Genomic DNA, 12,822 nt, shown 5'->3' on the forward strand with positions numbered 1-12,822 from the left:
CATCAGGCCACTCGTCGCGAGCCCCACCTGATCGCAGGGTGGGGGCATGTCCGTTCATCGAGCCTGGTGGGTCGCCGCGGTGACCGCCGTGGTGATCATCGGAGCCGGAGCATGCGCCACGACCGCCGGGCTGCTGGTGGCGCCGCTGCACCACGAGTTCGGCTGGCCGCACGGCACGATCAGCGCGGCCGCCTCGGTGAACCTCGTGCTGTACGGGCTGACCGCGCCGTTCGGCGCCGCCGCGATGGATCGCTTCGGCATGCGCCGGGTGGTCACCGCAGCCCTGTTGCTGATCGCCTCCGGCGCGGGCCTGACCACCGCGATGACCGCGCCGTGGCAGTTCGTGCTGGGCTGGGGACTGCTCGTCGGCACCGGTTGCGGAGCGCTGGCCACGACGTTCGCCGCGCTGGTGGCGGACCGCTGGTTCGCCGCCCGGCGCGGCCTGGTCGCGGGCGTGCTCACCGCCGCCACCGTGTTCGGCCAGTTCGCGCTGCTGCCGGTGTTCTCGCTGCTGGTCGACTTCGACTGGCACGCCGCCACCGGCGTTCTGGTCGCGGTCGCGCTGCTGGTCACCCCGCTCGCCTGGGCGGTGCTGCGGGACCGTCCCGCCGACGTCGGCCTGCTCCCCTACGGCGCGACGCACCCGGAACCGCGGACCGCACCCGCGTCGGTGGCCCGCGCGGTGCGCGCCCTGCCGCTGCGCAGCGGCGCCTTCTGGCTGCTCGCAAGCACTTTCGCCGTGTGCGGCGCGTCGACCAACGGCATCATGTGGACCCACTTCACCCCGGCCGCCCACGACCACGGGATGCCGACCGGCGTCGCGTCCTCGCTGCTCGCGGTCATCGGCGTGGTCAACGTGCTGGGCACGGTCGGCTCCGGCTGGCTCACCGACCGCGCGAACCCGCGCCTGCTGCTGACCGCCTGCTACGCGTTCCGCGGCGTCTCGCTGATGCTGCTGCCCGGACTGTTCGGGCCGTCCGTGCAGCCGGGGATGCTCGCGTTCGTGGTGGTGTTCGGCCTGCTCGACGTGGCCACGGTCCCGCCGACCATCGCGCTGTGCCGGGAGCTCTACGGCACCGACGGCCCGATCGCCTTCGGCTGGATCAGCGTCGCCCACCAACTCGGCGCCGGAACCCTGGCGCTCCTCGGCGGCCTGGCCCGGGACCTCACCGGCACCTACGCCCTCCTCTGGCCGGCCACCGGCGCGCTGTGCCTCACCGCAGCACTGCTCGCCACCCGGATCCCCCGACCCGCCGCAGCCCCCGCTCAAGCGACCTGCGCACGTTGAGAACCCCGAACCTCATGCCCGCGCTCAGCCCGATCAGGCGGTGAAGACACGTCGCCGTTGTGGTCAGGCGGTCTTGTTCATGCCTCCGTCGACGATGTGGTCGGCGCCGGTGATGTTCGCCGCGCGCGGTGACACCAGGAACGCGACGAGGTCGGCGATCTCCTCCGGTTCGCCGACCCGGCCGGTGGAGATCGACATCATCTCGGGCAGCAGCCGGTCCATCACGTCGTCCCGCGTGGTGCTCGCCTGATCGGCGAACACGTCCGCGAACGCTCCCGGGTCAGTCCACATCGGAGTCCGCACGGGCCCGGGAGAGACCGTGTTGACGCGGATGGCAGGCGCGAGCTCCTCTGCCACGGCCTTGGTGAAGTTGCCCAGCGCCGCCTTCGCCGCGCAGTACGGCGCGATCATGCCCGATGGCAGCCTGGTGTTCAGCGAGCCGATCGTGACGATCGCGGCTCCCTCCCTGCCGCGCATGGCGGGCACGGCGCTGCGCACGGCGCGCACCGCGCTGAACAGGGTCACGTCGAAGATCCGCTGCCACTGCTCGTCGGTGAAATCGTTGATCGACGCCGCCGGTTCGCTCGCGCCCACGTTGTTCACCAGGACGTCCACTCCGCCGTGCCGGCCGACCGCGACGTCGATCAGCTCAGCGGCTCCGCCCGGCGATGCGAGATCGACCGGGACGAACGTCACCGAGCGCTCGGCGCACAGCCGCTCCAACTCCTTCGTGGCGTTCCGCGCACCCACCACGACGTGCGCCCCCTCGCTCGCCAGCACGGACGCGGCCGCGAGTCCGATCCCCTTGCTGCCGCCGGTGATCACGCAGACCTTCTCACGCAAGTTCAGCTCCATGGCCACCACTGTGCGGCGCCGCGAACCCGACCGCTGGCGGATTTCGGGCATGGCGGTCAGCTCCGCGGCCCGCCGGTCGTGGGCGTGACATGACGAATCGTCGGAGTCGCCCGTATCGTCCAGTTATGCGCAACTCGAAAATCCGGATCGTCACTGCCGTCGCCGGCGCCGTCTTCGCACTCGGCGCGACCGCCGGCTGCGACTTCGCCCAGCCCCCGCAGCAGGAGGACCAGCAGGAGCAGCAGGACGGCGAGCAGCAGCAAGAGGACGGCGGCGAGGAGCAGGAGGGCGACAACTGATCGCACCGGCGCGGAGACCTCCGGAGCTCGGGGGTCTCCGCCGCGGTCGGTCCCTGCGCGCCCGGCTCAGTCCAGCGGGATCGGGACGGCTCCGCCGGTCACGGTCACGCGGGGGTCGTCGGGTCCGACGTCCACGGTGATGTGGCTCGGGCGCCCCATGTCCTCGCCCTGGACGACCGTCAAGCGGCGCGGTTCGGCCACGTGCCCGAGGTTTCGCAGGTAGCCGCCGAGGGCTGCGGCCGCGGCACCGGTGGCCGCGTCCTCCACCACCCCGCCGACCGGGAAGGGGTTTCGGGAGTGGAAGACCTCGTCGTCCTGCCGCCACACCAGCTGGAGCGTGGTCCAGTTCCGTTCCAGCATCAGGGTTTTGAGCGCGTCGAAGTCGTAGTCCAGGTCCGCCAGGCGTTCCCGGGTGCGCACGGCGAGGACCAGGTGCTCATTGCCCCCGAAGGCGACGTGCGGCGGGAAGGCGCTGTCGAGGTCTTCGTCGTTCCACCGCAGCGCTTTCAGAGCTTCCCGGACCTCGCCGTCGGTGGCGGCGCGGCTCGTGGTGGCGACGCTGCGCAGGCCCGCTCGGACGACTCCGGAGGAGTCGGCGCTGGTGCTGATCGCGATCTCCCCCGCCGGGGTGTCGAAGTGGAGGTCGCCGGTCGTGGTGCGCTCGGCGAGCGCGACCGCGGTGGCGACGGTCGCGTGCCCGCAGAAGGCGACCTCGGCGAGCGGGCTGAAGAAGCGGAGAGCGTAGCGCCGCGGCCCGGTGGGGAAGGCGAACGCCGTCTCGGAGTAGCCGACTTCAGCGGCGATCTGCTGCATCCGGGTCTCGTCCAGACCCCTCGCGTCCAGCACCACACCGGCCGGATTGCCGCCGGTGGGGGTCGAGGTGAACGCGGCGTAGCGGTGAATGTCAGCCATGCGTCCACCGTCCACCAGCTCCCCCATTCGTTCAAACGATGGATTTCGATCGCTCCGATCGACTGAGCCGATGGCCTTGAGGCGTGGACACCGATCTGCTGCGCACGTTCCTCGCCGTGGCCCGTCGCGAGAGCTTCACGGCCGCCGCGGCGGAGCTGAACCTGGTCCAGTCGACGGTGACCAGTCGGATCAAAGCGCTGGAGAAGACCCTCGGCGCCCGCTAGCCGATCGAGCTGGTCGCTGCGGTCGTTCGCGGGTCGATTTTTGGCGATTGGCGAAGGCAGTCGATCACCGTTGCGAGAGGGCCTGGTCCTTCCCCGTCAGCCCTCGCGAGAGCCGCACGCTCGCTCAACAATGGACCTCATGAGCGATCCCACCGCCTCTACGCCCGGCAGGTGGCACATCGGCCACGGAGAACTCCTGCTTCGCCACCGCTACGAAACGGCCAGCATCGTCAACGACATGCTCGTTGCGATCTGGTTCATCGCAGGAAGCGTCATGTTCTTCCACCCCGCGATGTTCAACCTGGGCACCTGGATGTTCCTGCTGGGCAGCATCGAACTGGCGATCCGCCCCACCATCCGCATGATCCGGCACGTACATCTGCGTCGCCTCCATCACGCCGCCGGACACGAATCGGACCAGGACTTCTAGCGCTTCCCGGCTCACCGCCCGCCAGGTGGCCGACGTGCTGGGCCATCCCCACCCGTTGATGACGCTCAACACCTGCATGGGCCGGGGCAAGTCTCCCGGCTCACCGACGAGGCGCTGTCGTTGGTGGTCAAGACGGCGGATCCCAAAGTTGGCGATAAATTGGCGAACCGTCCTGCAGAGGACTCCGGCGGGGAGGTCGAGAGCGAGGCGTAAAAGCAAGAAACCCCCAGGTAACTGGGGGTTTCTGCTGTCTCGACCAGACGTGCGCCCGTAGGGATTCGAACCCCAAACCTTCTGATCCGTAGTCAGATGCTCTATCCGTTGAGCTACGGGCGCTTGTTCAATTGTCGGGTCCCACCCTAGGGTAGGGCCCTTGCGGAGGCTCCGGGATTTGAACCCGGGAGGGGGCGTAACCCCCAACCGCATTAGCAGTGCGGCGCCATAGACCAGACTAGGCGAAGCCTCCCGGCGTCCTTCGCGGCCACCGGAGAATACTTTACACACCGCCTCAGCGCCTTCGAACAGGGGGGCCCTTAATCCTCCGTTCACTCCCTAGCAGTGTTGCTGAGCTGCACAAACGGATCCAGCGACGCCGGGTTCTGGAGGGCGTCGCGGCTCACGGCCCGCTCCGGCGGGGTTCCGGCGAGGATCTTCTTCACCGGGACCTCCAGCTTCTTGCCGTTCAAGGTGCGCGGCACCTCGTCGACGACGATGAAGCGGTTCGGCACGTGGCGCGGCGAGAGCTCGGTGCGCAGCGCGGCCTTCAGCTCGCCGATGACGTCCTGCAGCTCCACCCCCTCGGCGAGGACCAGGAAGCACAGGAGTTCGCCGTCGGTCTCGCCCGCGCCGGAGGTGTCGATCACCAGGGAGTCGGCGATCTGCTCGAAGCCCTCCACCACGCGGTAGAACTCGGCGGTGCCCATCCGGACGCCGCCGCGGTTGAGGGTCGAATCACTCCGGCCGTAGATCACCAGCGAGCCCCGGTCGGTCATCCGGACCCAGTCACCGTGCCGCCACACGCCCGGGAACGTGTCGAAGTAGGACTCGCGCAGCCGGCTCCCGTCCGGGTCGTTCCAGAAGAACACCGGCATCGTCGGCATCGGCTTGGTCAGCACCAGCTCGCCGACCTCCTCGTGCAGCTCCTCGCCGAACTCGTCGTAGGAGGCCGCCGCAGCGCCCAGCAGCGGGCAGGAGATCTCACCCAGCCACACCGGGACGTCCGGGCTCGCACCGACGAACGCCGTGCACAGGTCCGTGCCGCCGGAGACGCTGGCGATCTGCACGTCCGCGCCCACCGCGTCGGCCACCCAGCGGAAACCGTCGGTGGTCAGCGGAGCACCGGTCGAGCCGACCGCGCGCAGCGCCGAGAGGTCGAAGGCGTCCTTGGGGCGCAGCTCGCGCTTCAGGCAGCTCTGGATGTACGGGGCGGACGTGCCGAAGAAGTTCACCCGGTATCGGGCCGCCAGCTCCCACAGCGCTGACAGCGACGGATAGCCCGGGCTGCCGTCGAAGAGCACCAGCGTCGTCCCGGTCAGCAGGCCGCCGATCAGGAAGTTCCACATCATCCAGCCGGTGGTGGTGAACCAGAAGAACCGGTCCCCCGGGCCCAGGTCGCAGTGCAGGCCGATGGCCTTGAGGTGTTCCAGCACCATCCCGCCGTGCCCGTGCACGATGCCCTTCGGCAGACCCGTCGTGCCCGACGAGTACAAGATCCACAGCGGGTGGTCGAACGGCACCGGCGTGAATTCCAGAGCCGCGCCCCGGTGGTCGGCCAGCAGCTCCGACCAGTCCAGCGCGCCTGGCAGCCGGTGCTCCTCGCCGAGGTAGTCGATCAGGACCGTCGCGGCCAGGCCGGGCATCTCCGCGCGCAGCTGGTCGACGGTCTCGCGGACGTCGAAGCGGCGACCGCCGTAGCAGTAGCCGTCGACGGCGATGAGGACCTTCGGCTCGATCTGCACGAACCGGTCGGCCACGGCGCGGGCGCCGAAGTCCGGCGAGCACGACGACCAGGTCGCCCCCAGGCTCGCGCTGGCCAGGAACGCCACGAGCGTCTCCGGGCTGTTCGGCGCCAGCGCGGCGACCCGGTCGCCCGCACCGACGCCCAGCTCGGCCAGCGCCGAGCGGGCCGCGGCGACCCGGTTGCGCAGCTCGCCGTAGCTGATCTCCTCGCTGCGGCCGTCCTCGCGCACGAAGACCACCGCGAGGTCCTCATCGCCCTTGCCCTCGCCGTCGCGGAGAGCGTGCTCGGCGTAGTTCAGCGTCGCGCCCGGGAACCAGCGGGCACCGGGCATGACCTCCTCGGCCAGCACCTCGTCGGCGCGCTCGTGGAAGGTGACGTCGAAGAACTCCGCGATCGCCGACCAGAAGCCGGGCAGGTCGGCCACCGACCACTCCCACAGGGCGCGGTAGTCCGACACGTCGAGTCCGCGCTCATCGCGCAGCCAAGCGCGGAAGGCGGCCATCCGGCTGGCCGCCACCCGTTCCGGACTCGGTTCCCACAACAGCTCCGGTGCGGTCGTCATGGGCTACTTCCTAACCCACCGGAGGCCCTCCCTGCCAGGGCGAACATCACCCCGGCGCACCGCTTCAGCGAAGGTGCAGGTCGAACCAGTTGCGCGCGCGGCGCAGCGCCTCGGCGGCGGCGTCCTCGTCGAGGTCGAAGCGGTGGCCGGCGCCCGGGTAGCGGACGACGTCGGTGACGACCTCGGCCGCGTCGGTGATCTCGCGGAGCTTGTCGACCTCACCGGCCTCGACGTCGTCGCCGTAGAGACCCAGCCACGGGCACGCCAGCTCACCGGCGACGTCCACCAGCGGCGGCAGCTCCGCCGACAGCGGTTCGAGGATGCCGCTGCCGCCGACGCTCACAGCGGCGCCGAGCGAACGGTTGGACGCGACCACGAGAGCCGCCGAACCACCGATGTCGAAGCCCACGATCCCCTGCCGGTCGGCAGGAACGCCCTGGTCGGACAGCCAGAGGAACGCGGCGTCGGAGTCGGCCAGGATCGACTCGCCCGAGAGCTTGCGCACCTGCTCCTGCTCGCACTGGTCCTCGGCGAGCTCGTCGGTGCCTTCGCGGTGGTACAGGTGCGGGGCCACCGTGAGCCAACCCTCCTGGGCCAGGAGGCTGCAGAGCTTGCGCACCCGCTCCGTGATTCCGCGCGCCTCGTGGAGGAAGACGAGGCCCCCGCGCACCACGTTGTCGGGCTCGGCGACGGTCAGCCGCAGGCCCGTTCCGTCGGTGAGCGCGATCGTCTCGGTACGGGTTTGGATCATGTCCGGCAGGTAACCACAGGTAGGTAAACATCGAGCAACACGGTCATCCATACGGACCAACACTCGATCGAAGAGCACCTCATCGTGATCGGGGTTCGACTGTCCACTTCACGGAGGCGGGAAGCGGACAGTGGTGGTGTGGGGGCGGGGGACGTCGTACTAACGTCCTGGTTGACGGAGCGAGGTAGGAGATGTCGATGAGCGTGCGCACCCGTGCCGACCTGGAGCAGTTGCCGCCCTACGTGGCGGGCCGGACCGTTCCCGGTTCGATCAAGCTGGCCAGCAACGAGGTCTCCGAGGGACCGCTGCCCAGCGCGGTGACCGCGATCAACCAGGCCGCGACCGAGGTCCACCGCTACCCCGACATGGGGGTGAGCGCGCTGACCGAGGCGCTGGCCGCGCACTACGACGTCGCACCGGAGCAGATCGCGGTCGGCTGCGGCTCAGTCGCGCTGTGCGAGCAGCTGGTGCAGGCGACCTGCACCGCCGAGGACGAGGTCATCTTCCCGTGGCGGTCGTTCGAGGCGTACCCGATCATCACGCAGGTCGTCGGGGCCCGGCAGGTGAAGGTGCCGCTGACCGGTGAGCACGCCCTGGACCTCGAAGCGATGCTGGCGGCGGTCACCCCGGCGACGCGGCTGATGTTCGTGTGCACGCCGAACAACCCGACCGGCACCCTGGTGCGCGAGGCCGAGCTGAACGCCTTCCTCGACCGCGTGCCCGGCGACGTCCTGGTGGTGCTGGACGAGGCGTACTTCGAGTTCGTCGACGACCCGGAAGCGCCGGACGGCGTGGAGATCACCCGGGTTCGCGACAACGTCGTGTCGATGCGGACCTTCTCGAAGGCCTACGGCCTGGCCGGGCTGCGCGCCGGCTACGCGATCGCGCCGGTGAAGGTCGCCGAGGCGCTGCGCAAGGTCACGATCCCCTTCAGCGTCAACGCTCTCGCCCAGACCGCCGCGATCGCCTCCCTGCAAGCACAGGACGAGCTCCGCAGGCGCTGCGCCGACGTGATCGCCGAGCGCGGCCGGGTGCACCGCGAGCTGGCCGCGATGGGCTACGAGGTCCCGGAGACGCAGGCCAACTTCGTGTGGCTGCCGCTCGGTGAGCGCACCACCGCGTTCAACGAGCACTGCCTGGAGAACCGGGTCGTGGTGCGGGCTTTCGTCGGCGAAGGTGCCCGGGTGACCATCGGCCAGGCGCACGAGAACGACGCGTTCCTGGCCGCCGCCAAGTCCTTCGGCGGCTGACTCGGAACGGGTCTCCCGCGCGGGAGAAGGAGCAACGGTGGTGGCCGGCGAAGAGAGGGGGAGTACTTCGCCGACCACCACCGATGCGGATGCGGTCGCTTGAGCCGAAACGACCGCACTTTCTACGCGTAGCGATCTACGCAGCACCGGAATGTAGTGGCGGGCCGGGCCAGCCGCTACAAAAGCGGCAGGGGTCCACCCGTTCAGGTGGCCGACCCATCCATCCGAGTGGACTTCAGCCGGTCACCGCGTGGTGGCCCTGCACCGCGACCGGCGCCGGGGCCTCGGGCAGCGACTCCTCGCCGGGCGAGACCTCGTGCGGCGGCTGCGTGGCCGGCGGCTCGGTGGGCTCCTCCGCCGGGGGCTCGCTCGGGCCCTCCACGATCGGAGCGTTCGCCCCGCACACCACGTTCTGCGGCGACGCGACCGGCACGACCGCGCCGAGGATGGCGATGTTGTTGCCGCACAGCTGGATCGGCAGCACGCTCATGTTGTTGTCGTTGCCGACGTTGACACCGTCGTTGTCGGTGCTGTCGGCGAACGCCTGAGTGCCGCCGATGACCATGCTCGCGGTGCCCATGGCCAGCGCGCCCGCCAAGTAAGCAGTCTTGCGCATAGATCGCTTCCTCTTCCTTTTCCGGTGGGGAATTCCACCCGCGGCGAAGTCACCGCAGGTGGACGAGCGTGCCCAGTGGCAGCGTTGCCAGCAGGCGCAGCGCGTCGTCGGGGACGCGGACGCAACCGTCGCTGCTGGCCTGGCCGAAGACCGAGGGGTCGGGCCAGCCGTGCAGCGCGACCGTGCCCGGCCCGCCTCCGTACGTGCTGAAGGTGTTGGAGTGGATGCCGAGCGGCAGGATGATCGGGCTGAACTTGGTGACCGTTTCCTCGATCGCGGCCATGATGTAGGTCCGGCCGCGCGGCGTCGGAGCATCAGCCGCCCCGACGCCGACCACCCACTCCCCGATGACCGCGCCGTCCCGACGCACCGTCAGCCGCCGCGCGTCGATCTCGACGTCGACCACGTAGGGCGTGCGGGCGCGTTCGACCTGGTCGTCCTCCAGCACCCAGCCGGTGGCGCCGTTGGGCCGGGAGGGCAGCAGGACCTGTGCCCACCGGCCGCGTTCGGCGATCACCGGCACCCACGTGGGGTTGTTCAGCTGCTTGGCGGGCAGTTTCGCGATCACCGGCCCACCGGGCGACTGGTGCACGGCCACGTCGGCCTGCACCCGCAGCACGACCCCCTCCGTCAGCCCACCTGGGGCGGGATCAGTTGGGGCGGTGGGGAATTCGGTGAACGTGGTCGCGTCGGCCTGCATGCCCAGGTCGGCCCTGGCCATGGCGTAGGGAGGTCGTTCGACCGGCGCACTGCCCTCCGCCGCGCAACCGGTCAGCGCGAGGCATGCCAAGCCCAGCGAGGCGGCCGTCAACGACCGCGCCACGCGTGCGGTGCGTCCGGCTGTGCGACGTAGGCTCATCATCGGCTCCTGGCCCGTTGGCGCTGCGGTCCTCCGGGTCGAAACGCCTTGGGGCGCCCGGAGGTGGTCAGCTGATCGGAGAGATCACATGCCGACGGGAAGGTATCGGGGTGTTCCAGCACCACCGCACCGGGCCGCGCAGCGGCGGCGAGGGAAATTCAGCCTCTGATCAGCTAAAACAGGCTTTCCGACGCACCACCGGGGCCTCGTTACCGAGCAGTGATCACCTGATGGTGTGGCTCTTTTACCTCGTTCGAGCGACAGCTTCTAGTCGAGAGCGCGGCGCAGGAAGAACTTGATCCCCAGCGCGCCGAACAAGGCCGTCGCGAACAGCAGCGCCAGCACGCACACCCACGGAGCCATGTGCGGGATCCCCGGCAGCAGGGCGCCGCGCATGCCCTCGCTGACGTAGGTCAGCGGGTTGATCGCGCACAGCACCTGGAACCAGCGCAGGTGCTCCAGCTGCGCCCACGGGAACTGGGTCGCGCCGGTGAACATCAGCGGCGCCAGGATCACCGCGAACATGATGTTGATGCGCCTCGGCGGCACCGCCGCACCCACCGTCAACCCGACCGCCGCGCCCGCCGCCGACCCCAGGACCATGCACAGCAGCGCGAACGGCAGACCTCCCAGATCCCAGTCGATCCGGCCGAGCATCCACACGCCCATCGGCACCATCAGCACCGCCGCGAACAGCCCGCGCAGCGCGCCGAAGAGCATCTTCTCCACGGCCACCCAGCTGATCGGCAGCGGCGCGAGCAGCCGGTCCTCGATCTCCCGCGAGTACGAGAAGTCCAGGACCAGCGGGAACGAGGTGTTCTGCAGCGCCACCAGGAACGCGTTGAGCGCGATCATGCCGGGCAGCAGCACCTGCGCGTAGCCGGGCTGGGTGTAGCCGAGCTCGCCGAGGACCTTGCCGAAGATGAACAGCAGCGCCACCGGCTGCACCAGCACCTGAGCGAGGAAGCTCGGCAGCTCCCGGCCGGTCACGAAGACGTCCCGCCCGAGCACGGCGAGGAAAGCGCGGGCCGAACTCATCGCAACTCCCGTCCGGTCAGGTCGATGAAGACGTCCTCCAGCGTCGCCGAGCCCAGCGACAGGTCGCTGACCGGAATCCGCTGCTCGTGCAGCGTCTGCGCGATCGGGCCGAGCAGCGCGGCGGGCTCGGCCCCGACGTAGAGCCGGAGCCGCAGCTCAGCGGCATCGTCGGCGCTGATCCGCTCGACCCGGTTCACGCCGCGGACCTCGGCGAGCAGGTCGGCGATCTTGTCCGGGTGGTGGCCGTCGGTCAGCACCGTGGCGTCGAGGGTTCCGCTGCCGGGCAGCGAGCGGATCAGGGCTTCCGGGGTGTCCAGGGTCAGCAGCGTGCCGTGGTCGACGACCCCGACGCGGTCGGAGAGCTTCTCGGCCTCGTCCATGTCGTGCGTGGTCAGCACCACCGTGACGCCCTGGTCGCGCAGGTCGTTGATCCGGTCGTGGACGAACAACCGGGCCTGCGGATCCAGCCCGGTGGAGGGTTCGTCGAGGAACAGCACCTCGGGCTCGTGGATCAGCGCTCGGGCGATCATCAGCCGCTGCGCCTGCCCGCCGGAGAGGTCGTCGACGCGGGCCTTGGCCTTGTCGGTCAGCCCCATCCGGTCCAGCAGCTCGTCGGCCAGCCGATTCCGTTCGGCGCGCGGAACCCCGTGGTAGGTGGCGTGCCAGATCAGGTTCTGCCGGGAGTTCAGCGAGCGGTCCAGGTTCACCCGCTGCGGCACGACGGCGACCCTGCTGCGCGCGGCCACCGGGTTCGCGGCGACGTCCACCCCGGCGACCACCGCTCGCCCGCTGGTCAGCTGGACCCTGGTGGTGAGGATGCCGACGGTGGTGGTCTTGCCCGCACCGTTGGGCCCGAGCAGTCCGAAGACCTCGCCTGCGCGCACCTGGAAGGACAGCCCGTCGACCGCGTTGGCGCGGCTCTTGGGATAGCGCTTGACCAGCTCGCTGACCTCGACCGCGACCGCCACATCGACCCCCTGTTTCGCACTCGATGCTAGTCGCGACAACCGGACGTCAGGCAATCCATTTTCCACCGGAGGTTTCCGACCTGGACACGCTTCCCCGCAGAGCTCGGTAACCTGACCGGGTGAGTGAGGCGACCGAGCAGCTGACCCCCTGGCTGGGCGACACGGAGATGACGGCCTGGCGCGCCTACATCGTGGGCAGCGCTCTGCTGGAGCATCGGCTCAACCGAGAACTGCAGCTCGCGCACGGCCTGTCCATCGCCGACTACGAGATCCTCGTCTCGCTGTCGGAGGCTCCGGACATGCAGATGCGGATGAGCGAGCTGGCGAACGGCATCGCGCATTCCAAGAGCCGCATGTCCCACCAGATCCGCAGGATGGAGAGCGAGGGCCTGGTCCGCCGCCAGGAGTGCCCGCAGGACGGCCGAGGCGTGCTCGCGGTCCTCACCGAGGAGGGCCTGGCCAAGCTGCGCGAAGCCGCCCCGTCCCACGTCCAGGGCGTCCGCGACCACATGATCGACCTGCTCGACGCCGAGGAGCAGAAAACCCTCGCAGCGATCTTCAGCCGCCTCACCGACCACCTCCGCAGCCTCGAATGACCCCGGACCGGCTGTAGGCCGACCACCCGGAGTTGGCTACGCTGCGGCGTGGAAGCGTGGCAGAGCGGCCGAATGCACTCGCCTTGAAAGCGAGCGTCGGGAGACCGACCGCGGGTTCGAATCCCGCCGCTTCCGCTCAGCTGACCAGCACGAACAGGACCCGGCGGGGATCTTCCCCGCCGGGTCCTGTCGTGGCTCGTCTCAATTCTCGTCT

Annotated in this window: 14 protein-coding genes and 3 tRNA genes; 7 read left to right on the forward strand and 10 right to left on the reverse strand. The window is 69.8% G+C overall.

What is annotated here, in order from left to right; all coding sequences use genetic code 11:
* Positions 1-46 precede the first annotated feature (46 nt).
* Complete coding sequence (locus tag AB0J91_RS22220) at positions 47-1,288, forward strand: MFS transporter (protein ID WP_363871934.1); 1,242 nt, start codon at positions 47-49, stop codon at positions 1,286-1,288.
* Positions 1,289-1,351: 63 nt separating this feature from the next.
* Here AB0J91_RS22220 and AB0J91_RS22225 read toward each other — a convergent pair whose 3' ends face one another.
* Positions 1,352-2,143, reverse strand: a complete 792-nt coding sequence (locus AB0J91_RS22225) for an SDR family oxidoreductase (protein WP_363871937.1) — start codon at positions 2,141-2,143, stop codon at positions 1,352-1,354.
* Positions 2,144-2,268: 125 nt separating this feature from the next.
* Here AB0J91_RS22225 and AB0J91_RS22230 point away from each other — a divergent pair, with 125 nt between their 5' ends.
* Positions 2,269-2,442: a hypothetical protein gene (locus tag AB0J91_RS22230; RefSeq protein WP_363871940.1), complete on the forward strand. Its 174-nt coding sequence runs from the start codon at positions 2,269-2,271 to the stop codon at positions 2,440-2,442.
* Positions 2,443-2,508: 66 nt separating this feature from the next.
* On the opposite strand, the gene AB0J91_RS22235 is transcribed toward AB0J91_RS22230, so the two are convergent.
* Positions 2,509-3,354 carry a PhzF family phenazine biosynthesis isomerase gene (locus AB0J91_RS22235; protein WP_363871943.1) on the reverse strand — a complete coding sequence of 282 codons (846 nt, stop codon included), beginning with the start codon at positions 3,352-3,354 and terminating at the stop codon, positions 2,509-2,511.
* Positions 3,355-3,437: 83 nt separating this feature from the next.
* On the opposite strand from AB0J91_RS22235, the gene AB0J91_RS22240 reads away from it, so the two are divergent.
* Complete coding sequence (locus tag AB0J91_RS22240; RefSeq protein WP_363871946.1) at positions 3,438-3,578, forward strand: LysR family transcriptional regulator; 141 nt, start codon at positions 3,438-3,440, stop codon at positions 3,576-3,578.
* 139 nt (positions 3,579-3,717) lie between these two features.
* Complete coding sequence (locus AB0J91_RS22245; protein ID WP_363871949.1) at positions 3,718-4,008, forward strand: YrhK family protein; 291 nt, start codon at positions 3,718-3,720, stop codon at positions 4,006-4,008.
* Between the two features lie 263 nt (positions 4,009-4,271).
* Here AB0J91_RS22245 and AB0J91_RS22250 read toward each other — a convergent pair.
* The 4 genes from AB0J91_RS22250 to AB0J91_RS22265 form a co-directional block, all read right to left on the reverse strand.
* Positions 4,272-4,344, reverse strand: a tRNA-Arg gene (locus AB0J91_RS22250).
* A 40-nt stretch (positions 4,345-4,384) separates the two neighbouring features.
* Positions 4,385-4,474, reverse strand: a tRNA-Ser gene (locus AB0J91_RS22255).
* Positions 4,475-4,553: 79 nt separating this feature from the next.
* On the reverse strand, positions 4,554-6,530 hold the full coding sequence (locus tag AB0J91_RS22260) for an acetoacetate--CoA ligase (protein WP_363871952.1): 1,977 nt from the start codon (positions 6,528-6,530) through the stop codon (positions 4,554-4,556).
* A 64-nt stretch (positions 6,531-6,594) separates the two neighbouring features.
* Positions 6,595-7,281, reverse strand: a complete 687-nt coding sequence (locus AB0J91_RS22265; RefSeq protein WP_363795139.1) for a dienelactone hydrolase family protein — start codon at positions 7,279-7,281, stop codon at positions 6,595-6,597.
* A 197-nt stretch (positions 7,282-7,478) separates the two neighbouring features.
* Between AB0J91_RS22265 and hisC the strand changes: the two genes are divergently transcribed.
* Entirely contained in the window at positions 7,479-8,531 is a 1,053-nt protein-coding gene (gene hisC, locus AB0J91_RS22270) for a histidinol-phosphate transaminase (RefSeq protein WP_363871955.1), read from the forward strand.
* Positions 8,532-8,766: 235 nt separating this feature from the next.
* Here hisC and AB0J91_RS22275 read toward each other — a convergent pair whose 3' ends face one another.
* From AB0J91_RS22275 to AB0J91_RS22290, 4 genes are all read right to left on the reverse strand, one after another.
* On the reverse strand, positions 8,767-9,147 hold the full coding sequence (locus AB0J91_RS22275; RefSeq protein ID WP_363871958.1) for a hypothetical protein: 381 nt from the start codon (positions 9,145-9,147) through the stop codon (positions 8,767-8,769).
* Positions 9,148-9,196: 49 nt separating this feature from the next.
* Positions 9,197-10,006, reverse strand: coding sequence for a L,D-transpeptidase (locus AB0J91_RS22280; protein WP_363795133.1), 810 nt, complete (start codon positions 10,004-10,006; stop codon positions 9,197-9,199).
* A gap of 267 nt (positions 10,007-10,273) precedes the next feature.
* A complete protein-coding gene (locus AB0J91_RS22285; protein WP_132673285.1) occupies positions 10,274-11,044 on the reverse strand; it encodes an ABC transporter permease in 771 nt (256 codons plus the stop codon).
* Positions 11,041-12,012, reverse strand: coding sequence for an ABC transporter ATP-binding protein (locus tag AB0J91_RS22290; RefSeq protein ID WP_363795129.1), 972 nt, complete (start codon positions 12,010-12,012; stop codon positions 11,041-11,043). Before AB0J91_RS22290 ends, AB0J91_RS22285 begins: the two co-directional genes overlap by 4 nt.
* Positions 12,013-12,179: 167 nt before the next feature.
* On the opposite strand from AB0J91_RS22290, the gene AB0J91_RS22295 reads away from it, so the two are divergent.
* Both AB0J91_RS22295 and AB0J91_RS22300 read left to right on the forward strand, forming a co-directional pair.
* Positions 12,180-12,608 (forward strand): MarR family transcriptional regulator, encoded by a 429-nt coding sequence (locus AB0J91_RS22295; protein ID WP_363872007.1) that lies wholly within the window; start codon positions 12,180-12,182, stop codon positions 12,606-12,608.
* Between the two features lie 50 nt (positions 12,609-12,658).
* Positions 12,659-12,743, forward strand: a tRNA-Ser gene (locus tag AB0J91_RS22300).
* The last annotated feature ends 79 nt before the right edge of the window (positions 12,744-12,822 follow it).

Origin of the sequence: Saccharopolyspora sp. NPDC049357, from assembly GCF_040677225.1 — a bacterium.
In the GTDB taxonomy this organism is placed as follows: Bacteria; Actinomycetota; Actinomycetes; order Mycobacteriales; family Pseudonocardiaceae; genus Saccharopolyspora.